Here is a 23,817-nt window from a genome sequence, read left to right on the forward strand (position 1 = left end):
GTCCAAGACCACCAAAGCCTTTAGCGAGATGGCCGATGCTTTCCGAGCCGCAACGCCAGAGCATTCTCACACTCCACGAAAAGGGAGCGAGCGTGCGCCAGATCAGCCGCCTGCTCGGACACAGTCGCGCGACCGTACGCCAGGTGCTAGCCCAGGGTGTCCAGCGTCCGGCGCGCCGCGCGGCCCCGACAGCGACGCGATCGCCACGGCTCACCTCGCAACTGCCCGCGCTTTACTCCAAGGCACGGGGGAATGTGGTGCGTCTGCAGGAGCTGCTGCGTGAGGAGCTGGGCCAGGACATTCCCTACAGCACCCTGACCTCGTGGGTGCGGGCGTTGGGCTTGCGCGAGCCGGCGCCGGTGCGGGTCGGTCACTATGAATTTGCACCTGGCCAAGAAATGCAGCATGACACCTCCCCGCACCGGCTCACCCTGGGCGGGCAGAGGCTGGTGGCCCAGTGCGCGGCGCTGATCCTCGGCTTCAGTCGCTATTTTTTTGTTCAATATTATCCGTGTTTTACGCGCTTTGAAGCCGAGGTCTTTCTCGATACCGCGTTTCGCTTTCTTGGTGGAACCTGCCGGCGCTGCACCATCGATAACACCAGTGTGCTGGTGGGCGCCGGAAGCGGGCCCGGGGCGAGCATCGCCGCGCCGGTGGTGGCATTCGGCGAACGTTTTGGCGTGCAGTTCGTTCCCCATGCCATTCGCCATGCCGATCGCAAAGCCTATGTGGAACGACTATTTCACTACGTCGAACACAATTTTCTACCGGGTCGGACCTTTGGCGATTGGCGCGATCTGAATGCCCAGGCGCGGGCTTGGTGCGAGACGGTGGCCAACCAAAAGCTCAAGCGCTCGCTGGGCACCGCCCCACGCGCGGCCTTTGAACAAGAGCAACCGGCTCTGCGGCCCTTGCCGCTGCATCAGCCCGAGGTGTGTCTGATCCAGCATCGGGTGGTCGATACGGCCGCCTTTGTGCATCTGGAGACTAACCGCTACTCAGTCCCCGAGCGCTTGATCGGTCAAGCGGTGGAGATTCACCAGGGCTTCGAGACCCTGCGGGTCTTCTCCCGGGGCCGCGAGGTCGCGCGCCATGACCGGGCGATTGGGCAACGCCATCAACGCCTGGTCGCGCCGGGCCATCATGCACCGCTGCGCCGACGTCGCACGCAACCACCGCCAGCGCAGCAGGCGCTGCTGGAGCACGCCGATGCGCGTTTGACCGCCTATGTCGAGGCGCTCAGCACCCATGCCCCACGTCGCGGCGTGGCGCGGCTGAAGCGGTTGTTGGCGTTGCAGCGCACCTATCCGCCTGAGCCCTTTCTGGCCGCCGTGGCCCATGCCCATGCCTATGGCCTGTATGACATCAACCGCTTGGAGGCGCTGATCCTCAAGCAGGTGCGCGGTGAGTTTTTCTTACTGGGAGAGGACTGATGCGCGAGACCTTGCTGACAGTATTGGCCGAGTTGCGCCTGAGCGGGATGCGCGCCTGCCTGGAGGAGGTGCTTGATGCCGCGGAGCGCGCGGGCGATCCCCCAACGGCGGTGCTGCTGGCGTTGTTGCGCGAAGAACACCGCTACCGCCAGGAGCGTAGCCTGGCGTATCGCTTGCATCAGGCACGCATGCCCTGGGAGTGGTCGCTGGCGAGCTTCCCCTTTGAGCGCCAGCCCAGTGTCGATGCCGCCCATGTGCGGGCGCTGGCGGGTTTGGGCTTTCTCCAACGCGCGGAGAATCTGGTCTTCATCGGGCCGCCTGGGACGGGCAAAACCGGGCTGGCCATCGGGCTGCTGCGCGAGGCCTTGGTCAATGGTTACCGCGGGCGGTTTTACAATGCCCAGGATCTGATCGATGAGCTGTATGCGTCGTTGGCCGATCATTCCACCACGCGCCTGCTCAAGCGCTTGGCGGGGTTACCGCGAGCCCTAGCGCAAGGCTAACACCTCGGCGACAAAGCGCGATACCGCGCGCGAACTTGCGCGGTTGAATGCCAGTACCACCTGTTCCAGGGACGGATTGGGGGGCAGTGTTTGACGTTCCTGGATCTCGCCGGTTTTCAAGACCAGGCGGTTTCTTGAGGACAGGAGTTGGAAGCCAAGCGCGACAGCGGCATGGGGCTCGCCGCCTGATTGCGGCTCAACCATCTCGAATTGCTCCAGTGAAACACGCAAACGCGGGCGAGCCAGGAGTTCTTCGGAAGGATCTGGTTCGCCCGCGGTGCTGGCAGCGCGCGAATTGAGTGCGGCAATCAAAGCGCGCTCGATGACTGTCTCGGGCGATTCTTCCCAACGCCCGGCGCTAAATTCATCCACCCGGACCACCGCGCCAACCTCGGCGACCATGATCCCAAGGGAACCGCCCTGGGGGCGATTGGAACGCAGCGGCATCAGTTCGAGAGGAGATGCGGCGCGCATCCTGTCCATGCCAGCCTCTGGTGTCACTACAAGCCGATACATGAGTGCCGGCTCGGTCGCCTGAAAAGCGCAGCCGCCGATCAGGCTGGCCGCGACCAGCACCAAGGCAAGGCGCCCGAAATGACGCGCTGTTATCATCTTGTTCCTCCGCCAGAGCCGCGCAGGAAACCCACGGGATCCCGCTCCAGCTCCCAGGTAATGCGATTGAGGCCACGGGTAATGGCAGCGAGATTTTCGAGTGTTTCCTGGCTGCCATGCCCGGTGGTGGCGATCAACTCCTCAAGCTGCGTGATTGAGCGCGCCAGGGAGGCAATGGTCTCCGGCGTGATCATGCGATCAACCCGCTCGACCATATCGCCGCGCAACTGTTCGGTGACATCGGCCATGCGGGTGGCGGAATCCTCGAGCGCCGCGGGCAAACGATACAGACTGCCGGGCTTATCGCTGAGCATTTCCGCCAAACGCTCGTTATTCTCCCTAAGCTCCTGGCCCAAAATCGCAAATTCCGCGATGGTCAGCTCCAGTATGCCCAGGGTCTTGGTGGCGGTGGTTAGAGTGTCGGTTCCAGCGGCAATGAGTCCGCTGAGACCGGGACGTACGTCCTCTTCAACGGCCAGCGTGGGGATGCAACCACCAGCAGCAATTAACTCACCAGCGGAAGGCTGCAAAGCGGGACAAGGGTAGATGACCTTGGCCGAGCGCCGGTCACCGGATACTTCTGCCTTGTCGTCCACTAAAGGGCTGGGGAGTTGCTTGATCACCAGTCGCGCCGGCGCGACCGGATTGACCTCCTCAATACTGAGAAACGTCTCTTGCGCCGGGAAGACCACCGGGGCGACGATTTGAAAATCAACCCGAAACAACAGCTCGGCCGCGGTTTTGACTTGGCCGTCGTCGGACTCAAGCGACACCGATGTGACCTGACCGATCTCGAAGCCATTCAGGGTGGCAAGGCTGCCCACTTGCACCCCCATCATGTCCGTGGTCAGGGTGAAGTAAGAGGCACCAGCATGGCGCTCGCGCAACTGGCCGATCACCATCACGACCGCCCAAATAACGAGCACAACCACGGCGCTTCCCACCACGCGATTTTGCAAAGTCAGCGTATTGTGCCGCAATCGATGCTCCTCCTAAGGCGCCCCGTTGTCGGTTCCGCGCTGATCATACCGAATTGCCGTCCCCTGGGGCAGCAGCAGCATTGCCCCGGCATCGCGCGCGAAATCCTCCGGTCGACTGGTGGTGGCGATGATGGTCGCAACACGCCCAGTTGGCGGCGACAAAATACGCACGATCAACGCCCGCCCGGCGGCATCCAGGCCGGCCAGAATATCGTCGAGCAGCAACAGCTCCGGCTGCACCGCCATCACCCGCGCCAGCAGCGCGCGTCGGCGCAAGGCGTCCGACAGGCGCCCCGGCCAGGCGTGCATGATGTCGACCAGGCCAAACTGCGCGAGCAGCACCTGGGCGCGAATCATGGCCACGCGCCGCGACAAGCGCCGCCCAACCATCAGTGGCAGCAGTAGATTCTCCAGCACCGTGAGTTCGGGCAGCAGCGAGTCGCGCTGAAAAACCGCGCCGACCTGCCCCGCCGCCAGCGCCTCGGCGGCGGATCGACCACCGACCAGAATCTGGCCGGCATCGACACTCAGCACACCGGCCAGTGTTTGCAACAGGGTACTCTTGCCGCAGCCCGCCGGGCCGGTGATCAGCAGCAGTTCAGCAGCGGCAAGTTGAAACGACAGGTTATCCAGTACCCGGCGCGCTCCCCGGCGCACCACCAGACCCTTGACCTCCACACCCAGGCCACTGACCACCGACTCAGGCGCGGTGGATGCTGGCGCCAGGTTCATCGCCACACCAGCACCGGCAGTTCCGGCAGGCGCGTGAGCGCGAAGGACGCGTTGACCACCAGCACCACGGTGGCCGCCTTGAGAATGCAGACCACGCTGACCTGGGCCAGGTCGACGCGTTCATCACCACTGTCCTGAATGCCCTGGACCACGGCCACGGCCACCACCAGTACCGAGGCGCTAAGCAGTTGCAGCCCGATTAGCCCGAGCTTCTCGAACACCGGCAACAACCTGAGCGCGCCAAAAAAGGTCTCGGTCGGCACAATACCAAGCCAGGACAGGGTCAGCCCCGTGGTCAGGCCAAAGACGGTCATGGCCAGCAGCGCATGCACCATCGAGGCCAGAATGACGGCAAGACAGCGCGGCACCGCGTGCAGCATGACCAGATCGACGCCCATGATGGCCATGGAGTCGATCTGGCCGCGATCGACCATTTCCGCCAGGCGTATCGACAGCGGCAGCGCACCGCGCGCGGCCAACACGCCACTGGCGACAAAGGGGGGAATTTGCTGCACCGTGGCGACAATGACCAGATTGGCCGTGCCCGTCTGCGACAGCAGGCCAGAGGCAAAACTCTCAAGCACCAGCGACACTGTCACCCCCAGCACGACGGACAGCGCCACCACCCGCAGCGCGGGCCCCATGAGCAGATCGGCAAGATCGCGTCCCAGCATCAGCCAATGAAAGGCGAAAGGATGACGCGCGAAGGGTGCCAGGGCAATGAACTCGGCCATGCGCGCGAGCAGCATCACCGCCATGCCAATGAGTTCGATGGGGGAGAGCGCCATGCGACCGAGTCTGTCGATCAGCCGCAGCAGGCGCCCGCGCACGCCGGATGACTTGCGCCGGCCCAGGGCACTGACGGCCAGGGAGGAGCGCACAATCATGCGTGACCGGCCAGATGGCGCTCAATGCGCAGGCCACCGCGCTCGGCCACCATGGCTTCGAGCGCCGAGGGCGTCGTGGGCGCGAGCGGGACATCCTCATCCCAGGTGACCTGACGGCATCGCGTCAGACATGGCAAGAGTGCCGCGCGACGCACCGGATCCGCCCCCAGGGACGCAACCTCTTGCTGCCTGGACAACCACAGCGAGACCGGAAAGCCAAAGTTGGCCAGCATGCTGCCGACCTGGCACTGGCGGGGCTCGGCCGGATCAAGCAGGAACTCCAGCACCGCTGGCGCGCGTTCCTCGGCCGCGCGCGCCAGATCGCGCCGCCAGCGCCGCTTCAGGGCGCCATGGTCGCCAAGTTCAGGCCAATCCCCCACCAGTCGCACCTGGGCAAGCGGGCGCCAGCCGAAGCCTCCGAGCTGCAGAATAAAGGGAATGGTTGCCACCGCAACCCGATCTTTCTCGCGCAGATCCTCGGACAGATCTTCGTAGGGGATGAGGTCCGGATGCAGCCGCGCGGCATTGTCGCGCGTCGGACCATGGACCCAGCCATCGAGCAAACGATCACTGGCCCAGCGGTCATGCTCCATGCGCGACAAGGGCTCGAGAAACTCCGGCCGCGACCACAGCGGCGCCTGACTGCCATCGGCCATGACCGGCTCGGAGGTGGCGATCAGCCCGCCGCTGGCGAGCTTGAACGCGATATGCTCGGCCTGGGAGCGATTCGCGATGCGATAGGTCTCATCCAGCCGCCGCCAGGGATGCAAGGCCGGGCTCGCGCCGCGTCGCTCTCCGCGCGTCCAGGCATTCTCAAGGAACATTTCATGAATAATGCGCCCGAGTCGTTCACTGTCGAGCTGAGCGGTGTCCACCGCGCGCGCGGCCCGTCGCCCCGAGAGCCCGTCAGGCACCGCCACGAACAAAGGCAGCCAGCCGAGCGCCACGAGTCGCCCGGCGATCTGCTCTTGTTGTTCGGGCGTTGCCGGCGCGGGCATCAGGAGCAGCCCGGACGCGCCCGCAAATCCCGACAACAGTAATTCAATACGCCCCGCGCCGAGCTCCCCAGGGGATAACGCCAGGAACAAGAGCATGCGTCGCGCCGGCGCCAGCCCATCGCGCTCGGCGAATAGCGACCCAAACACCTCAAGGCAAGCCGCGCGCTCGGCCGCCGGCGGTGAATCCAAGACCGACAGCACCAAGGGCAGGGGCGCATCGAAGGGGCGCCCGATCATCCGCCCGATGCGGTGCAGCAGCGCGACACAGGCCTCGAGTGTCCCAATCACCGCCAGATCCAGCTGCCCCTCGCGCACCTCAAGCAGGTTGGGAATGACGCGATTCACCGCCGCCCCGGCCCAGGCTTGGAGCTCCAGTTGCTTCTTGCCCCCCGGCATGGGGTTGGATTGGACAGCTGTGGAGACGTCCCGCCCGCGTCTTCCAAGCTTCCATCGGTTGCCAGTCCAGGCTGCCAGCATGATTGTCTTTACCCAAGCCCAAGCAGCGCCGTCGCCACGGCCTTCTGGCGAAAGTCTAGCACGCCCCCGTCCCCTCGCCTTCTCAGTGAACAACTAAAAACCAATGCCTCCGCATCCTTGCGACACAATTCGCACAGACTTCTTGAGTAAACCATACCCAGCGGGCTAAGCTCTGAGCATGAACATCCACCCGCACCATGCTCGCATCAAGCCCGCGCAAGTGGCTGACCTTCGCTCGAGCAACCGGCATTCGCGTCTCGGATGATGGCCTGCCATCGCCCTGACCCATTCGCCGCGCTCTTTCCTCCCAAGGTGGAGCAAATGCCAACCGCTTGGCATCATCTGCGTGTGCCTGGCGCGCCAGCAGCCTTTCAGCTGCGCGCGGATGAAACCCAGGGCCCGCCCAAGCAACGCTTTCGCCGGCGCACCATTCTTGCCTGGGACTGCCGGGATCCGTCCCAAGCCAGACAGGAGAACCATCAGGATCAGGCTCAGGCTCAGGATCAACTGGCACTGATCGACAAAGCATTGCCCCACGCCCAGTTCGACCTGATGCTGAGCGAAGTCTCGGCAACAGCCAAACCCACGGCGACAGCGGTGCGACCGATCACCGGGCGCCTGCTGTGGCTCAGCGCGCTTGAGTTTGTGCGCTTCATGTCGCAACCCGACGTGCGCGACGCATTCCAACTCGATGGCGGGCGCCTGGCTCTGGCCTTGAATTGCGACCCCTGCACCAGTGATCGTGAAAGCGTGCAGGCGGCCAAGCAATTCCATTTGCACTTGCTCTACTGGCGCACCCGCGAGCTCGACGCCATCGCCACACCACAGCCACTTGGCGCCACCACCAATCCTCGCGAGCGGCGCCAACTGCTCGACCCCTTGAGCTTTCTTGGCGGGGCACTGATCGCCGCCGCGCTCAAGGATGTTGATTTCTCCGCGGTTGGTGGGCGTCTGCTGGCAACGGACACGCAAGCCATGGTGCGCGGCGAACGCCCGCCGGGTTGCCTGATTGAGCTACCAAACTGGAACCGACTCGGCGCGCCGAGCTTCGAGCCCCTGATGCGGAGCATTCACCAGCGCCTCGCGCGGCTCTCCGCGCGGATTTACCAAGCGGTTGTTGGCCAGGACGGGCCGCCGCCCCCGTGGCACCGCCATCGACTGAGCCCAGCGCACCAGCGCCATGTCGCTCTGCGGGCGCTGGGCCTGCCGGAGCCGGTGACGGCAGCGCTCGACACCCTGACCAACGCCCTGCGCGATCTATCGCCAGCCACCGCGGCCCGGCTCCAGCACGCCAGCCCGGCAACACGTAAGCATTGCATGAGCTTGAACCAGCCCTGTTATGGGATCAACCTTTACGCTCCCCAGCCCAACACGGCAAACAATCCCGTCATGGCCAGCCGCCCGGTGTATCTGCTGCTGTCGGCGAAGCTCTTTTCTGGTATAGGCTGCGCCGGCCTCCTGCCCATTGGCGCGGTGCCAAGTGTGCGAGTAATGCGCGGCGCGGGCGCGTTCAACACCGAGGACTGGCAGACGCGCGCCGCCTGGCAACAGGCCTTTGCCGGCCATTTACGCCAGGCGCTCGTGGATCAAACAGGGCTGCACATTGCCCCGCCGAGACGACTGCGCGACTTCACCCGCGGGTGGTGCTAAGGTCGCTGGACTTGCTGCAAAGACCCAACCAAGACAAAGACCGTGGAATTCGCCGGCTACGCACACTTCTGGATTCTGTTTTCGCTGCTGTCGGCGTTTTTTCACGCATCCCGACTCGCGGTCACCAAGCATCTGAGCTTTAGCTTCTCGGCGCGGGCGCTCACGCTCTACGTCAACCTGGCCAGCCTGGTCGTGACGCTGCCACTCATTGTCTGGTATCACGACTTTCCGCTCAAGCAGCCGACCTATGTTGGCGCTGTGCTGCTTGGCGGCCTGCTGTCTGGCTTTGGCGGCTGGGCGCTGAATATCGCCATCCAGCGCGGCGAAATCTCGCTGGTCGGCCCCATTCTCACGCTAACACCGGGCTTTGTGGTCGTGATCGAGTGGCTGCTGACCGGGCAATTGCCGAGCTTTCCGGGCGCCTTCGGGCTCGGTCTGTTAATGCTCGGCAGCTATGTGCTCAGCCTGGAGCCCGGAGTAAGGGGCTGGTCGGCGCCAATGGTGGCACTGGTGACCAACCCGGGCAGCCTGTTTACCCTGGCGGCGGCACTTTGTTTCGCCGCCGCCTCGACCTTTGGACGCGTGGCCATTCAGTTATCCGATCCGCTGTCGTTCGCGGTCATGGTGGCGCTGATCAATCCGCTGATTCTGTTTGCCATCTTTAGCCTGCGGCAGCGCGACTTCTATCGCGAGGTGTTCTCGCCCCAGGTAGCGCGACATGCTCGGGCGCTGCTGGGGCTTGGCCTGCTTTTCGCCCTGATGCGGGTCGCCGATCAGATCGCGCTCAGCCTGACGCTCGCCTCCTATGCCATGGCGGTGAAGCGCTCGGCGGGGCTCTTTGCCGTGGTACTTGGGCGCTGGATTTATCGCGAAGAGCGCCTGCTGGCGAAAATTGCCGGCACCCTGGTCATGCTGATCGGACTGCTGTTGCTGACCTTTTTGTAACGGGCTGACCAGTCTCGTTTCGCGCATTCCCAAACCAAATCCAGCCACCGGCCCAGTCTCAGGCCCATCTCAATCGTCCGCGCCAGACAGGTTGGCGGCCTTGGCTTCCACACCATCCACCTGGTTGTCATGCTTAAAGCGATAAGCCTCCTTCAGCAAGGCCAGACGGGCGCGATCCGGCCCCCACTGGGTTAACAGCTTGGCGGCTAACTCAGCCTCTCCTGGAACACTCTCGCGCCACAGTCGCCACAGGATCGCGGCATTATCCCAGTAGGCCCCTGCCACATAACGGCCATCGGGGCTGAAAGCAGCAAAGGCGGCCCCACCCTGATTTGCCTGCAGGGGCAGAAAATCATTGAGTTGCAGGACCTGCCCCAGGCCCTGGTCGGCGCTTGGCGCCTGCCACACGCGCAGGGAAGCATCACGCGCGGCAGTCAGTAACCAACGCCCATCCTCCGGGCTGAAGGCGGCATGGTAGACGCGATCCTGATGGCCCGCCAGCACCGCCAGAGGCCGACCGACGCGCGTCCACAGGCGCGCCGTTTTATCGAGCGAGGACGTAAGGATACGCTCGCTATCCGGCGAGAAGGCGACGCTATAGAGGCGCGCGCTATGACCACTGGCCTGCTCGAGTTGACCACAGCCGCCCGCATCCAAGGCAAGAATCGCCAGGTTATTGGATTCGCCAGCGATCGCCAGCGCGCGGCCATCGGGCGCGATGGCCAGATCGCTGATTGAGCCAAGGTCGGCATCGCGCGCGCAGACTTGCCGCCAACTGCCGGCCTGATCGACGCGCAACACGCGCACCCGACCGGCATCGTCGCCAATGGCGACCAGAGTGTCGACACCCAGGCGTTGCACGGCGGCGGCTTCAGTCGCGGCGCCGGGCCGCTCCAATACCTCGATCCCAGCGATGGGCTCGCAGGAGTGGACATCAAACAGCCGCAGGGGTCGCAGCGGATCATCGGAGGTGGTCAAGAGCCAGCGCTCATCCGGCGCGAAGAGGACCTGAAAGACCTTGCCAGTACCGCGCCCCTCAGCGCCGGCCTCCACCCCCTCGGCAACCTTGAGCCGACAGGAACCTCCGGTCAGCAGATCATAGAGGCTCGCGCTGCCGTCGAAACGAGCTGCCGCCAGGCGCTTTGCGCTCGGCGAAAAACGCACCCGACGCACCGGCTGAATAGCCTCTGTTGGCAAGGCCCCGGCGGCCGCGTCATGCTGCGCGAAGCTGTAACTTAACTCGGGCGGCCTGGCATCGCGCGCATAGCGCCAGACTTGCACCCGCCCATCATAGCCGGCAGTCGCGAGCCACACTGGGGCAGCAAGGGCGCTGCCAGGCGCATCATCCTCCGCCAGCAGTTGCGACGGGACCAGCGCCATGTCCAAGTGCCACACATGATTGGCCGGATCGGGATGCCGGAGATTGAAGGAAAGGCGTGACACGGGCACGACATTCCATAACCGCAAAGACGCATCGCGCACTGAATGACTGAGCACGCGCCCGGCGGAGTCCGCGAAACGCGCCCAGCTCAGTGCCGCGTCATGACCAAAAACCGCCAGCGGCTTGCCGGTTGCCAGACTCCAGAGCCGCGCGGTGCCATCGAGCGAAGCGGTGAGCACCAGAGTGGGCTTCGCTTCGACAGCCTGGCGGTCGGCACCATCCCCCGGCGCCAATGAGGGTTCCGCCACGGCCACGCTGACAATGCTGAGCTCATGATGTCCAAGCACCACCGCCCGCGGCGGATCGCTGAGTGACCAACGCACCACCTGTCCCTCGTCATCGACCGCGACCAACGACCGCCCGTCGGGAGCGAAGGCGAGGTCGCGCACACCACTGTTATGAATAGGCACCTGCCGGCCATCAATCTCCACGCTTTTGAGCGCGGCGATCAGCTCCCCCTTCTGATCGAACAATCGAACTTGTTCATCGGCGGCGGCAATGCCGATGCGCTCGCCCGCCGGATCAAAGAGCGCCCGATTGAAGGGGCGCCCAAGCGGACCAGCAAGGGGCAGGGACAGGCGCAACGGGTTCTCGCCAGCAGGCCGGTCGAGGTCGAGCAGATGCGCGCGCCCGATCGAGGACGCCGTGAGCAGAACCGAGCCATCGGGCGAAAAGCTCAGCCCGCGCAATTCCTGTTCGTCCAAGTCATGGGTCAGCAGCACTTTGCCGGGCTCGGTCAGATCCAGCACACAGAGGTTCTGATGCGCGCCCTCACCCGGAATGGCCAGCGCCAGGCGAGCGCGCGCCGAGTCCAAGGCCAGGCTACCGCCCGCGAGGGCGCCGCAGGGATACTCTGGCGCATCCCCGGCAAAGGCTGGCAGTCGATAGACGCCATCCGCGGCAATGCCAAACACCTCGTCAGTCTCCAGCGCCATCACCAGTGAGTGAATCCCCAGGCTGCCGTCGCTCAGCACCGCCGGCTCGGCGGGGACAAAGCTTCCTTCACTTAAGCGCCAACGTCGCGCGCCCTGTCCTGGCACCAAGGTCGCCAGCAGATCGCCCGCTTCATTGGCGGCTGGTTGCGCGGGCTGACTCAGCGAGGACGAGGGCGCCGCGGTCATGGCGATGAGCCGGTTGCGGCTGAAGGCATCGCTGAGAGTGCGCACGGACGCCGCCGGCAGATCGACCCCAGCCGCTAGCGCCTTGGCCACGGCTTGCGGCGTGTTGCCGCCACGACTCTGCAAATCGGCCTCCTTGAGCTGCACCTGGTGCATCGCCAGGCGGGCATTGTCGGATTTGCGCTGAGCAATCCAGGCCGCGGTGCTGGCCGTGACCACCAGCACGACCAGCAACAGCCCAAAGGCGCGCGCCAGACGATTGCGCCGGCGCACAAAGGACAGATAGGCCGCGTTCTGGTGCAGAAATTCACGCTCCAGGGGCTCCAGCTCATCGGGAAAGACCTCGGCAAAACGCCGCGTGGCGGCGAATCCGTCCTCACCAAAGAGATATTCACGATTGCAGCTGGTGCGCTTCCACAGCCGCGCCTGTCGGCTCAGTTGCTCGCGCAGGCGCAGCAGCGCGCGATTGTCGGGATGGCTAAGCCAGTCGCGCATGGGCTGCCAGCGGCTGAGCAGCACCGGATGGGCGACGCTGACAACGCCGGTGTAGTGGCTGAAGTCGAGCGTCTCGGCGCCGGGCACGGGAGGCTCTGGGGCGCTCTTTTCCCTGTCCCGCGCCTTGGCGTCGCGCCCCTGGCGCCAGAGCGCGCGCAGCGAGCTGATCAAGGAGTAATTGGGGTGCTCGCAGATCGCCGTCAGACTCGGATCGCACTCAGCCTCGGTGGTCAGCAGGCGCGCGGCGACCATGGTCGTGAGCAGGCGCCGGGTTTGGGTGTCCTGCTCAAGCACAGTCAGATCGCCCATGCGCGGCTGCGGTTGGCCATTGTTGTCGAGCAGGATGAGCGCTCGGCACAGCCTCGGCAAGGCCGCGTGCGCGCCATCATCAAGCGCGTCGCGCCAAAGCGCCTCGGCCTGAGTGAGTACCTGTCCGGCCAGTCCACCCTGCTCGCGCCAGTGCTCCAGACTCAGACGCAGGGCGTCCTCGTCTCCACAAGCAGCATCACGGGCGCTCAGATAGGCCGCGTGCAGCAGTGCCTGCAGCGGCGGCGCCCAATGGCGCAAACGCCCGGCTTCGGCTTCGATCAGCTCGATCAAGCCGCGACCGGGTCCGCTAGTCTGAGCCTCGAACTCAATGCCGGCAATGCGCGCCGGAATTTCGACAATCTGGCGGATACGGGCACTCGGCAGTGGCTCAAGGCGCTGCCAGGCCGTCGCATCAAGCATGGCGGCAAGCGCGGGGAGCCGCGGCAGGTGGCGCAGGGCATCGCTGCGCATCCCGACCAGCACCCAAATCTCCCCGCTGCGCGCCAGCTCAGCGAGCGCCCGGGCAAAACGCCGCAGCGCCTGTTCGCCCCCGTCTTGCTCCGAGACAGCGGTGCCGAGCGCTTCCTCTGCTGCCTCAAAGAGCGCATCCAGTGGATCGACAATGACCGCCAGACGCGCATGCCCCTCGAGCGTCTGGCCCCGGGCCGACTGCCGCAGCGCGGCACCGAGCTGACGCGCGGCAACCCGCGGATCCTGGGCCAATAAGGTGGCCATGGCTGGCGCGTCCAGTCCGAAGCCGCGCAGCGAATCGCCCAGGCAGGTCTCGGCGCACAAAGATTCCGCCAGGGCGTTCAGGGGCTCTTGCGGCAAAGCTGGCAGACTGACCAGGCAGCAGCGCACCGTGGCGATGCTCTCCAGACGGAAGGGACGCGTCAGCCGCGACACCATCCCAGCGCGCAGTAGCGAGGTCTTGCCGCTGCCACTTGGCCCACTGAGCAGGACCAGTCCGACGCCAGCCTCGGCGCGCGTCTGCAGCCGCTCGGTCAGCTCCCGCAGTTCGGTTTCGCGGCCTGTGAACACGCGTTCATCGCCCGGCTCGAATGCCTGACAGGCGCGAAAAGGGCTGCCACGCCACTGGCGCTCGCCGGCCGCCGCGCGCCGCTCCGCGCTCACGCGCCGGTTGAGCAGCTTACGCAACTGTCCCTCGATCAGTTCGCGAAACCGGGCATCGCCGTCGAAGGTGCGGAAAGCGCGCTTGAAGGTGTTGTCGGCGTTGAAAAAATGGCTGCGAAAAAAGTCCTCCAGCCGACGCCGATCAGTGATTGCCTCCTGCGCTGTCTCGGCGTCGGTGATGTCGACCAACTTGGGCGTCGCTTTTTTGTAGACGAGCACTTCCGGCAGACCTCGGTCGCTGGAGTTGGTCACCGCATCGATGAACTCCCACTCGGTCCCGGTCATACCGCGATAGGGGTCGTCAGGCAATGGCGAGCCCAGACGCGTCCAGAAGATCACGAGAACGATTTCGCAGTCCGAAGGGCGTGTGAGTCCAGCCTGAAAGGTGCGATCCGCGGTCAGGGCTTCTTCTTCCCACAAAATCGCACGCAGCGGAAAATAGGGCAAATACTCCTGTGCCAAGCGCTCGACCACGTCTTTTACAATGGCGCGCTCATGGTCCACATCGGCGGGTGAGGATACGAAAATGCGTACCTGATCGTCTTTCATCGGGTTGCACCTGCGCGCTCGTAAAAATTGCTCACGGCGGTCTGAAATAGCGCCTCATCCGAGCTGACAAAGTCGACACCCGGCTGGCATCTCGCGCTAGAATGCCACAGCAACGCGATGGCGGCAGTGGACTGGGGAACCAACTAGGGGCCAACTGGATAAGCCAATTGAGGGAGTCAACCGGGGGTTGTCATGATTCAGCGCGAAAGTCAGGACGCCGAGCGCATGGAAGAACTCATTCTAGCCGCGGTTGAGGAAATCTTCCGCGATCAAGACCTGCAGCGATTTCTTGACTGGGCGCGCGATGCCATTCCCAGGTTCCTTGAAGTCGATGAAGCCGAGCTGACGCCCGAAGAACTCAATCGTCTCGGCGCCCTGCTTGGGATCGCCATTTGGAACGCAACACCCCTGCCCGCGCAGGGCTACCAAGTGCGGCCAGTTCCCACCCCATCCGCCGAGCAGCCTTGCCTGTGTGGCTCCTCCCGCGCCTTTGCCGAGTGCTGTGCCCGGGCCGGCGACCTGCCGGAAATGCCAACCGACCTGGTCTGGGAACTGCTGCTCGATAAACTCGACGACAGCGCCATCCAGGACGCCGTCAACCACCAGGCCATCCCCGAGCATCTGCTGTCACAGGTTGCTGATCGCTGGCTCGATGATGACCGTCCCGGCCGCGCCGCGCATCTGCTCGAACCCCTGTTTGACCGGGATCTCAGCGAACTCGACGGCCGCTATGAGGGCGCGCTCGATGCGCTGTGCGACGCCTACGAGACACTGGATTTTCGCAACAAACGCCAGAGCTTTCTGCGCCGGGTGACTGAAACCGCCGGGCGCGAATTGCAAGCCGCCGCCTGGCAGCGCATCAGCACCAGCCACATCGACGAGGGCCAGTTTACCCAAGCAGAAGCCGCCTTCGAGCAGGCCCTGCGCAGCGCACCGGATAGCCCCGCCAACGCCCTGCTCGAAATCACTCTGCTAGTGGCGCAGCATCGCGACCAGCTCGCGCGCGAGCGTGCCCGCTTCTGGCGCGGCAAACTCCGGCGCAATGGTCAGGCCAGTGAGCGCACGCTCGATTTTCTCACCCACGCCATCACCGATCCCCAGGATGCCCTGGCGGCCACCCATGCCGACGCCATGGATCCCATGTTGCTCAAGCTGCGCGACTGGATCGAGGCCCATCACAGGCGCCCGCTACCCACCTACGATTTCGAGCGCGCGCGTGGCGACGCCCATCTGTTTTTCGACGAGCAACTGCCGTTGTTTGCCGAACAGGACTTGCCCCTACCACCTGGCACCGCCCCCAACGCCCCAAGCGCGAGCCTGACACCGCCTGCCGCCCTGAAACGCATTGAGCGTGCCTGGCATCGCAGCTTCACCGCATCCAAACCCCTGGCCACCCAGCTCAGCTCCCTTGACGACGGCGACATCTGGGACAGCGACGGCTGGCTGAACTTTCTCAACCACCATCCGCAGGCCATCGACAGCTTGGACATCCTTGATGACCTGACCACCGCCATCGAGGAACACCCCGAAAGCCGCCTGCCCTGGCTGCGCGTCCGCCTGCTGCGTCCTGTATTTCTACGCGCCCAAGCGATTTTAGAGCACAGCATGGAGATTAATGGTCGGCATCAACTACCCTGGTCGTTTCCTGACAACCGCCCACTGCTGCGCCTGCTATTAAGATTTTCCCGGCAGAGCGCCGAGGAAGGCCCACCCGATGCGGCCGGCGCCCTGCTCGAGCAACTCATCAACCTCAATCCCGAGGATGAGCACGGCATTCGCGCCGACCTCATGAACCACTATCTGCGCCAGCACGAGGACGAGAAGGCCGTGGCCCTGGCACGCCGCTTCCCGACCGATGTGATGGCCGAACTGGCCTATGGCGAAGTGCTTGCACTCTACCGCCTGGGCCACACCGAACGCGCCGCGGCCATATTGCACGACGCCTTTGGGCGCCTGCCGCGCGTGCCGCGCTACCTGATGCGCAAACGCATCAAGCGCCCACCGCTCAACCACAGCCATGGCATCCCCGGCAGCGATGACCAGGCCTGGCTGTACCGCGAGGCCATGCGCGATGTCTGGGTCTCGGAACCTGGGCTGCTCGCCTGGATGAATAAACAAACCGCATGATCCATGTGACTTGAGCCACCCCCGCCACAGGTGACCACCATGAGCAAACTCTGCACCGTTGTTTTCACCGGCCAATTGCAGCCGGGCAGCGACCCGGAACAGGCAGCCAGAAAATTCGCGTCCGTGTTCAAGGTACCGGAGGACAAGGCGCTCAGGCTGATCCGCGACGGCCAGGAAAAAGCGCTCAAGAAAGACGTTGACCCCGCGGCCGCTGCCCACTATCGAGAGATTCTTGACGACATCGGGTTAGTCACCCGCATCGACTCCGCCGACGGCAGCCCTGCCCCATCGCTGCCAAACAACTGCCCAAAATGCGGCGCCAGCCGCATTGAAAACGGGGTCTGCAAGAGCTGCGGTGTTCTGGTCGAAGCCTACCTGGCCAACCAGATTGCCGAGCGCAAGGCACAGGCGACCCACTCGACGGCCTCCCCAAGCTCGGGTCCATCCGCACCGCCAACCTATCCAAACGGCGGGCCGGGCGCGGCCACGCTACCGCCGGCTTACAGGGCCGGGGTACTCCCGGGCCAGCCACCCGCTCCCCAGTCTGTCCCCATGGGCCAGGGCCTCGGCTGGATCGGCACTGGCTGGGGATTGTTCAAGCAAGCTCCCCTTGCCTGGATCGGCGCCTTGCTACTGCTTTTGCTCATCAATATCGCACTCGCCTTGGTGCCGATCATTGGCAGCATCGTCTCGGTCCTCATCGGCCCCGTCCTGATGGCGGGCTTCATGGCCGGCGCCCATGAACAGGCGAGCGGTGGTCAGTTTCGCGTCAACCATCTGTTCTCGGGCTTTAGCAAACACACCGCCTCGCTCATTGGCGTGGGCGGGCTCTACATGCTGGGGTCCTTCATCCTCGGCATTCTGGTGGTGGTCATCCTGATTGGACCCATCCTGGCCGGGGGTATGGACCCCCAAGCGTTGGAAAACAATCCAGAACTGCTGGTGGAAGCACTCGGAACAAATTTCCTCCTGCTGTTTCTGCTCATCCTGGCCCTGGTGATCCCGCTGGTGATGGCGTACTGGTTCGCTCCCGCCCTGGTCATGCTCAACGGCCTGGGTGCCCTTGCCGCGATGAAAATGAGCTTCCTCGGCTGTCTGAAAAATCTTCTGCCCTTTCTGGTCTATGGCCTCGTCTGCACTGTGCTGATGCTCCTTGCGCTCATCCCCTTTGGGCTGGGCCTGCTAATCTTATCCCCCATGCTGATCGCCTCCATGTACGCAGCCTATCGGGATATCTTCCCGGCCAGTGACTAATCCATCTCCGGCATCTTGCCACGGAAGGTGAGCCCGGAATGTGGGCCCGGAATACGAGTCATGAATCGCGCCTCGCTTGGACTCCTGTTGCAGTCGCGCCACGCCGCCCCAACAGGGATAGCATCTAGGCTGCCCCTGTCGCTGCTGCCGTCACTGTCACGCGCACATCTACAGTCCTGCCTCATGGCACATAATTTGAATAAGTTACCCCGAGGCTGCCAAAAAGCGCCGATATTTTGACAGTGTGGATTCCGCGCCGACCAATTCCGCGCCAACCATGACAAAGCGCTTCCTTGCCAGCACTCGCTGGGCTTTCGACTAGACTTGATGGGCGGGTTTGGAGACCTGGGCAAGCGTGCGCGAGGCGCGCGCGCCGCGTTCTCGCATCTTGGCTGCCCGTTTTGCTCAAGACGCCAACATCTCTGGAGGTTTCATGGAGATCTGGACTATTGCCAACCTCAAAGGGGGCGTTGGCAAAACCACAACAGCGGTATCCCTCGGCGGACTGCTGGCGGCCTGGGGATTTCGCACTTTGCTGATCGATATCGATGCACATGCGTCGCTATCGGCGTACTTTGGCTATGATCCGGATGAACTCGAGTTCAGCAGCTATGATCTATTCTTGGCGACTGCCGAGCGTCGAACCATTGACATCCGCCAACTCATTTTCTCAACCGATAACCAGCGTTTGGATCTCATTCCGGCCACCACGGCGCTGGCGGGACTGGACCGGCAATCCGGGCGCCTTGATGGGCTTGGCCTGGTGCTCAAGCGAGCACTGCCGCCGCTAGCAGCCAAATATGATTACATTCTGATTGATTGCCCGCCAGTCTTGGGCATTCTGCTGATCAACGCACTCGCGGTGTGCGACAAGCTCGTTATTCCCGTGCAAACGGAATTTCTCGCGATGAAGGGGCTTGAGCGCATGCTACGCACCATGAACATGGTATTGCGGGTTCGCCAGCGACCACTGGCCTACACCATTGTGCCGACCTACTTCGACCCACGCACCCGTGCGTCGATCGAGAGTCTGGCACAACTGCGCCGGGATTACGCCGAGCACCTCTGGCACGGCTATGTGCCGGTCGATACCCGTCTGCGCGACGCCAGCCGCGCCGGGGTGCCACCAGCCTTTTATGATCCGCGTTCACGCGCGGTCACGGCCTATACCGACTTACTCGAAACACTGCGCCGGGATTCTCCCAGTTCACCCTCGGCGCCGCCCACGCCCCCCAAAGCACAGCCGACTGTCTCGGCGGCGGCGAGCTGAGGCTCCAATGGTCCATCACGCCCCCAAGAACAAAGGGGATGTTTAACGCGAATGGCCTCCTTCCCTTGCCTCCAGATGATCGAGCACCGCGCGGGCTAGGTCGTCGGGATGGTATTTCTGGATGAATTTATTCGCCCCGGTACGTTTGACCATGTCGATATTGAACACCCCGCTGATGGATGAGTGCAGCAGAATATAAATATTGTTGGTGCCGGGATTGGCGCGAATTCTGGTGGTGAGTTCGTAGCCGTCCATCTCCGGCATTTCAATATCGGAAATCACCATCAAGAAATGGCTTGCAATATCAACTCCATCAGCCACCAGTTGCTCGATCAGCTCCAACGCCTGACGACCGTCGTTCACCAGCGTACACTCGATACCAAGCTGCTCAAGCGCGCGCTGGATCTGATGGCGCGCCACGGATGAGTCGTCAATCACCAGCACCCGCCGACCTTGGGCAGCTTTATCCGCCGTCAGCCGCGCCGAAACATCGGTGCTTGCATGCACAACCTGGTCGAGGACCTTTTCCACATCGAGAATCTGAATGAGCTCTTTCTCAACCAGCGTCACAGCCGTGGCATAGGTTTCGCGCCCGAGTTTGCTCGGCATTTGCTGGACCTGATCCCACTTGGTATGAATGATGCGCTCAACCCGGCGAATCAGAAACCCATGCACCGAGCGATTGTATTCCGTGATAATGATGTGGCCTTTTCGCGGCTCTTGCAGCGGAGGAAGCTTCATCGCCAGCGACAGGTCAAGCACCGGCATGGTGCGCCCGCGCAGAGTTGCCACACCCAGCACCAAGGGGTGGGAACCGGCCATTTTAGTCAGCGGTTGCCAGGGCACTACCTCCTGCACCTTGAACACATTAATACCATAGAGCTGCGGATGGTCAAGCCGAAATAGCAACAGCTCCAGGCGGGTGCCAGCCGCGCGGTTGCTTTCAACAGTCGAGCCGTAATTGGTCTGAGTCATCAGGGGTCGCGCAGAGATTTGGGTGAATAACGTCAATCGCTCATTCGACATTTAGGATACAGCATTGGAGGATACCGCACTGGGATCCAGTATTCCGCCGCGACAAGGGGCGCTGTCCAAAGGCTTGTCGTTCAGTATCACCCCAGCGGGCAGAAATCCTCACACTTGTCTCGCAGCACCAGGGTCTCCGCAACCAGCGTCTCGAGCAACACAGCCAAACCTGGTCCGCCAGTCGGTCCAGAGAGTGCTTGCGTCTCGATCTGGTCCGCGACGGCGGCAAGTCGATTCGCGCCCATGTTGATTGCCGCGCCGCGCAGACCATGGGCTTCGGCGCGGATGGCGTCGGGGTCCGCGGCGCTGACCGCGGCCGTCAGCTTTTCGACTTCAGCGGGCAGACCAAGAATAAACTCCTTGAGAATGTCTTGAGCAAAGGCCTTGTCGCCACCCAGTCGTTCGAGCAAAGCTGCCCAGTCGATGCTTTCTTCATCTCGTTCGGCGCTCACAGACGACGCCGTCGGCGGCTGTGCCTCGGTTGCGAGCGCAGCTGTACTGTCGGGGGCTGATGTTCCGATGCACACCGGCAGCCAGCGCGCCAGGGTCTCGGCGACGGCACCCGGGATCAGCGGCTTGGAGACATAGTCGTTCATGCCGGCGGCCAAGCATTTGTCGCGGTCGCCCTGCATGGCATGGGCGGTCATGGCAACAATTGGCACTTGCGGATCCAGCACTCCGGTGGCGGGATCGCGGATGCGCCGGGTGGCCTCGAGCCCATCCATCACCGGCATTTGCACATCCATCACCACCAATGCGTAGTGGCTGTGCTTGAGCCGCTCAATGGCCTGCTGGCCATCATTGGCAAGCTCGATCCCGAGTCCAAGGCGCTCGAGCAGCGCGCAGGCCACTTGCTGGTTGGTGCGGTTGTCTTCCACCAGCAACAGGGGCGCGATGCCGGGCGCGAACCGCGGGGGCGCGCTCGGCTGCCCAGCTCCGGCCTGGACTTCGATCTGACTTGGGATCTGACTTGGGATCTGACTTGGGATCTGGCCTGGTACCTGGGTCGCGACCTCCGCGTTCAACAGCCGCGCAAGCAGCTTATGAAGCAGCTTGAGCCGCACCGGCTTGGGCAGCTCGGCGTCAAAGGCCGAATCCAACCCTTGGGCGCCAATTGCGGGCGAACTGGCACTGGTCAGTAGAACCAGCCGGGTGTCGCCGAGTTTGTCATCGGCGCGAATCATGCGCCCGAGCTGCTGGCCGTCGAGGCTCGGCATTTGTTGGTCGATCAGCGCCAGCGTCACGGGTCTCCCTGCCGCGCTAGCCGCATGCAGCACCGCAAGACCGCCTGGTCCATCGCTTGCCGCCCGAACGTCCAGACCCCAGTGGAGCAAGCGCGCGCACAGTGTCTCGCGTGCCGCGCGGTTGTCATCGATCACCAGTACCCGACTCCCCAGCGCGGCCGCTGGCAAGGCGGACCGGTCCGCCGCCACCGGCAGATCGGCTGGCGGCTGGCACTCCAAACAGGCGGTAAAGAAAAACCGTGAGCCTTGGCCAAAATGACTCTCCACACCGATGCGCCCACCCATGAGTTCACTGAGCTGGCGGGCGATGGCAAGTCCCAGGCCGGTCCCGCCGAACTCGCGCGTGGTGGAACCATCCACCTGACTGAACTTGTGAAACAGCAGCTTGAGCTTGTCCGCCGGAATGCCAATGCCGGTATCCACCACATCAAAGCGCAGATACACAGCGAACTCGCTGCCACATTGACCGCGCGCTTCGCCTTGGTCTGACTCCATGCTCACCAGGATCTCGACCCAGCCGGCGGCGGTGAATTTGATTGCGTTTCCGGCAAGATTGATCAGAATCTGGCGCAGCCGCCCGGGGTCGCCAATCAGGCGCGTGGGCAACTGGGGATCGGCGGCGCACACCAGCTCCAGGCCTTTTTGCTGCGCCTGGTGGGCCAGACTGAGCGACAAATCATCAAGCAGCTCATTGAGGTCGAAAGACAGCTGTTCGAGCCGCAGCTTGCCGGCTTCGATCTTGGAGAAGTCGAGAATGTCATTGATCAGCCCTAGCAGCGCTTCGCCGCTAACGCGCGCGGTCTCGGCGAAGTGGCGCTGCTGTTCGTTTAAGTCGGTCTCGAGCAACAGGCAGGTCATGCCAATGACGCCGTTCATGGGGGTGCGGATTTCGTGGCTCATGTTGGCCAGAAACTCGCTCTTGGCGCGACTGGCGGCCTGCGCCTCCTCGGCCAGACGCCGCGCTTGGGCGTTGGCTTCGGCCAACTGGCGGTTGCTCTCGCGCAGAGCATCCTCGGCCGCCTTGCGCGCGCTCACATCATGCAAAATACAATGTGTACGAAGAAACCCGCCTTTGTGGTCAAATTGGATCTGACCGACCAGCAGCACAGTGACCCTCTGTCCGTCCTTGCAGCGCAATTCCAGCTCGGCCTGCACCGTGCCGGCTTCTTTAAAATCGCAAAACTTTCGCGGAAATTTCTCACGAGTGGCTGGAGTCCAATAATCGCCAAAACCGTGGCCAAGCAGTTCGTCGGCCTGATAGCCAAGCAGGGCGCACAGACGGTCGTTCAGATCGATGTAGCGTCCGTCCTGATCAAGTGACTGATAGGCCACGGGGCCGTAATCGAACAAATTGCGAAAACGCGATTCGCTCTCACGCAGCGCGGCGCGCGAGACGGCCAGGCGCGAGGCAAGCAGCGCCAGGAGAGCACCTGCCAGCAGCGCCCCACTGAGCAGAATCCAGTAGCGCGACCAGACGTCCTGCCAGGTGAAATTGGGACTGGCGTCATAGGGCGGCAAGCGCAGTTCGCGCGCGAGTTGCTCGACCGGCAGATAATCCGCCGGTGGAGCAAAGCCCTCGATGCGCGCGGCCTGGGCCGCGGGATCATCCGGCTCGAGCGCGAAAAGAGCACTGGCCACCCGTCGCACCTGCCGGCCGTCGACCCGGGGCAGCGCCAGGAAAGGCCATTCCGGATAAAGTCGGGTCGAGACCAGATAGGGAAAACCGGGCGGCTGCCGAGGGTTGAGAAGCTTGATCTCGCCGAGATCCAGCCGCTGGTCATGGTTTGGATCTTGGTTCGGGTTCGGGTCTTGGGCCAGGCTCTCGAGGATGCCGGTGCGCACAAAACCAACATCCGCCTCACCTTTGAGCACGGCCCAGAGGGTATCGGCATGACTGCCGGTTTCTATCACCTCGGCCGCCACCTCGGGGAAGCGAACGCCGGCTTGACGCAGTTCGTAGGCCTGAGTCTGATAGCCGCCGAGAAACCGCTGGCCAGGCGTGGCCACACGACGCTTGGCCAGATCACCCAACGAATTGATGTCATCGCGGTCAGCCCGGGTGAAGATCACGCCACCGAGCGCCGCTGTCGATTGTCCGTCCTGACGGCTGATCAAAGTCGCGATGGCACCGCTTAGGGCACCGCGGCTGCGCAGCAACTGATAATGGATGGGATTGGTCAGGACAAAATCGACCTCACCCTGGCTGAGCGCATCTTGTAGCGCATCCAAACCCAGAATTTTCAGCTTGACCTCGGTATCACCCAGGGACCGGCTTAAGTAGTCCGCCAGCGGCTCAAAGCGCGCGCGCATGATCTCCGGTTTGCGAAAGGCAAAAACCCCGAGCCTGAGGCTTTTTTGCACGGGCGTGGGATGATCGACGGCACCGGGCGACGGCTCTGCCGTGTTTGGAATCTCCGACGTTTGTGCGCGGGTGAAGTCCGGCAGACCGGGCAGGACGACCGCAAGCAGGCCAATCAACAGGAGCAGACGCGGATTCATTCAGCCAGTTTCCCCCGAGCGCGCCAAGCCGTCGAGCACTGGCAAGGGTTCGAGTTCATCGAAACACACGATCAGGGAGTTAACCTGCCACTTCAACCTCGCCGCCAAGAGCACTTTATGCAGTTTCAAGCTCT

General features: G+C 63.4%; 15 protein-coding genes. 7 read left to right on the forward strand and 8 right to left on the reverse strand.

The window, feature by feature from the left end:
• Positions 1-35: 35 nt before the first annotated feature.
• Positions 36-1,433 carry an IS21 family transposase gene (gene istA, locus Thiowin_RS20385; protein WP_328984799.1) on the forward strand — a complete coding sequence of 466 codons (1,398 nt, stop codon included), beginning with the start codon at positions 36-38 and terminating at the stop codon, positions 1,431-1,433.
• On the forward strand, positions 1,433-1,936 hold the full coding sequence (locus Thiowin_RS20390) for an ATP-binding protein (protein WP_328984800.1): 504 nt from the start codon (positions 1,433-1,435) through the stop codon (positions 1,934-1,936). Before istA ends, Thiowin_RS20390 begins: the two co-directional genes overlap by 1 nt.
• Here Thiowin_RS20390 and Thiowin_RS20395 read toward each other — a convergent pair.
• From Thiowin_RS20395 to Thiowin_RS20415, 5 genes are read right to left on the reverse strand one after another with little or no spacing between them, the layout of a single operon-like run.
• A complete protein-coding gene (locus Thiowin_RS20395) occupies positions 1,922-2,548 on the reverse strand; it encodes a hypothetical protein (RefSeq protein ID WP_328984801.1) in 627 nt (208 codons plus the stop codon). The two genes, Thiowin_RS20390 and Thiowin_RS20395, sit on opposite strands and share 15 nt — an antisense overlap.
• Positions 2,545-3,528, reverse strand: coding sequence for an MlaD family protein (locus Thiowin_RS20400; protein WP_328984802.1), 984 nt, complete (start codon positions 3,526-3,528; stop codon positions 2,545-2,547). The genes Thiowin_RS20395 and Thiowin_RS20400 overlap by 4 nt, the downstream gene beginning before the upstream one ends.
• Positions 3,529-3,540: 12 nt before the next feature.
• Positions 3,541-4,260 (reverse strand): ATP-binding cassette domain-containing protein, encoded by a 720-nt coding sequence (locus Thiowin_RS20405; RefSeq protein WP_328984803.1) that lies wholly within the window; start codon positions 4,258-4,260, stop codon positions 3,541-3,543.
• Positions 4,257-5,147 carry an ABC transporter permease gene (locus Thiowin_RS20410; RefSeq protein ID WP_328984804.1) on the reverse strand — a complete coding sequence of 297 codons (891 nt, stop codon included), beginning with the start codon at positions 5,145-5,147 and terminating at the stop codon, positions 4,257-4,259. Before Thiowin_RS20410 ends, Thiowin_RS20405 begins: the two co-directional genes overlap by 4 nt.
• Positions 5,144-6,622 (reverse strand): RyR domain-containing protein, encoded by a 1,479-nt coding sequence (locus Thiowin_RS20415; protein WP_328984805.1) that lies wholly within the window; start codon positions 6,620-6,622, stop codon positions 5,144-5,146. The genes Thiowin_RS20410 and Thiowin_RS20415 overlap by 4 nt, the downstream gene beginning before the upstream one ends.
• A 321-nt stretch (positions 6,623-6,943) precedes the next feature.
• Here Thiowin_RS20415 and Thiowin_RS20420 point away from each other — a divergent pair, with 321 nt between their 5' ends.
• Entirely contained in the window at positions 6,944-8,272 is a 1,329-nt protein-coding gene (locus tag Thiowin_RS20420; protein ID WP_328984806.1) for a hypothetical protein, read from the forward strand.
• A 42-nt stretch (positions 8,273-8,314) separates the two neighbouring features.
• Positions 8,315-9,217 (forward strand): DMT family transporter, encoded by a 903-nt coding sequence (locus tag Thiowin_RS20425; protein WP_328984807.1) that lies wholly within the window; start codon positions 8,315-8,317, stop codon positions 9,215-9,217.
• Positions 9,218-9,286: 69 nt separating this feature from the next.
• Here Thiowin_RS20425 and Thiowin_RS20430 read toward each other — a convergent pair whose 3' ends face one another.
• Entirely contained in the window at positions 9,287-14,263 is a 4,977-nt protein-coding gene (locus tag Thiowin_RS20430) for an nSTAND1 domain-containing NTPase (RefSeq protein ID WP_328984808.1), read from the reverse strand.
• Positions 14,264-14,455: 192 nt separating this feature from the next.
• On the opposite strand from Thiowin_RS20430, the gene Thiowin_RS20435 reads away from it, so the two are divergent.
• The 3 genes from Thiowin_RS20435 (at position 14,456) to Thiowin_RS20445 (ending at position 18,914) form a co-directional block, all read left to right on the forward strand.
• Complete coding sequence (locus Thiowin_RS20435; protein ID WP_328984809.1) at positions 14,456-16,390, forward strand: hypothetical protein; 1,935 nt, start codon at positions 14,456-14,458, stop codon at positions 16,388-16,390.
• Positions 16,391-16,429: 39 nt separating this feature from the next.
• Positions 16,430-17,644, forward strand: coding sequence for a BPSS1780 family membrane protein (locus tag Thiowin_RS20440; RefSeq protein ID WP_328984810.1), 1,215 nt, complete (start codon positions 16,430-16,432; stop codon positions 17,642-17,644).
• Between the two features lie 433 nt (positions 17,645-18,077).
• Positions 18,078-18,914, forward strand: coding sequence for a ParA family protein (locus Thiowin_RS20445; protein WP_328984811.1), 837 nt, complete (start codon positions 18,078-18,080; stop codon positions 18,912-18,914).
• Positions 18,915-18,956: 42 nt separating this feature from the next.
• On the opposite strand, the gene Thiowin_RS20450 is transcribed toward Thiowin_RS20445, so the two are convergent.
• Together Thiowin_RS20450 and Thiowin_RS20455 are read right to left on the reverse strand one after the other, a co-directional pair.
• A complete protein-coding gene (locus Thiowin_RS20450) occupies positions 18,957-19,889 on the reverse strand; it encodes a chemotaxis protein (protein ID WP_328984812.1) in 933 nt (310 codons plus the stop codon).
• Between the two features lie 137 nt (positions 19,890-20,026).
• Positions 20,027-23,683, reverse strand: coding sequence for a PhnD/SsuA/transferrin family substrate-binding protein (locus tag Thiowin_RS20455; protein ID WP_328984813.1), 3,657 nt, complete (start codon positions 23,681-23,683; stop codon positions 20,027-20,029).
• Between the last annotated feature and the right edge of the window lie 134 nt (positions 23,684-23,817).

It is taken from the genome of Thiorhodovibrio winogradskyi (assembly GCF_036208045.1).
GTDB lineage: Bacteria > Pseudomonadota > Gammaproteobacteria > Chromatiales > Chromatiaceae > Thiorhodovibrio > Thiorhodovibrio winogradskyi.

Coding starts and splice junctions, on each gene's coding strand:
- istA (WP_328984799.1), top strand. CDS start 36: ATGCTTTCCGAGCCGCAACGCCAGAGCATTCTCACACTCCACGAAAAG.
- Thiowin_RS20390 (WP_328984800.1), top strand. CDS start 1,433: ATGCGCGAGACCTTGCTGACAGTATTGGCCGAGTTGCGCCTGAGCGGG.
- Thiowin_RS20395 (WP_328984801.1), bottom strand. CDS start 2,548: ATGATAACAGCGCGTCATTTCGGGCGCCTTGCCTTGGTGCTGGTCGCG.
- Thiowin_RS20405 (WP_328984803.1), bottom strand. CDS start 4,260: ATGAACCTGGCGCCAGCATCCACCGCGCCTGAGTCGGTGGTCAGTGGC.
- Thiowin_RS20410 (WP_328984804.1), bottom strand. CDS start 5,147: ATGATTGTGCGCTCCTCCCTGGCCGTCAGTGCCCTGGGCCGGCGCAAG.
- Thiowin_RS20415 (WP_328984805.1), bottom strand. CDS start 6,622: ATGCTGGCAGCCTGGACTGGCAACCGATGGAAGCTTGGAAGACGCGGG.
- Thiowin_RS20420 (WP_328984806.1), top strand. CDS start 6,944: ATGCCAACCGCTTGGCATCATCTGCGTGTGCCTGGCGCGCCAGCAGCC.
- Thiowin_RS20430 (WP_328984808.1), bottom strand. CDS start 14,263: ATGAAAGACGATCAGGTACGCATTTTCGTATCCTCACCCGCCGATGTG.
- Thiowin_RS20435 (WP_328984809.1), top strand. CDS start 14,456: ATGATTCAGCGCGAAAGTCAGGACGCCGAGCGCATGGAAGAACTCATT.
- Thiowin_RS20440 (WP_328984810.1), top strand. CDS start 16,430: ATGAGCAAACTCTGCACCGTTGTTTTCACCGGCCAATTGCAGCCGGGC.
- Thiowin_RS20445 (WP_328984811.1), top strand. CDS start 18,078: ATGGAGATCTGGACTATTGCCAACCTCAAAGGGGGCGTTGGCAAAACC.
- Thiowin_RS20450 (WP_328984812.1), bottom strand. CDS start 19,889: ATGACTCAGACCAATTACGGCTCGACTGTTGAAAGCAACCGCGCGGCT.
- Thiowin_RS20455 (WP_328984813.1), bottom strand. CDS start 23,683: ATGAATCCGCGTCTGCTCCTGTTGATTGGCCTGCTTGCGGTCGTCCTG.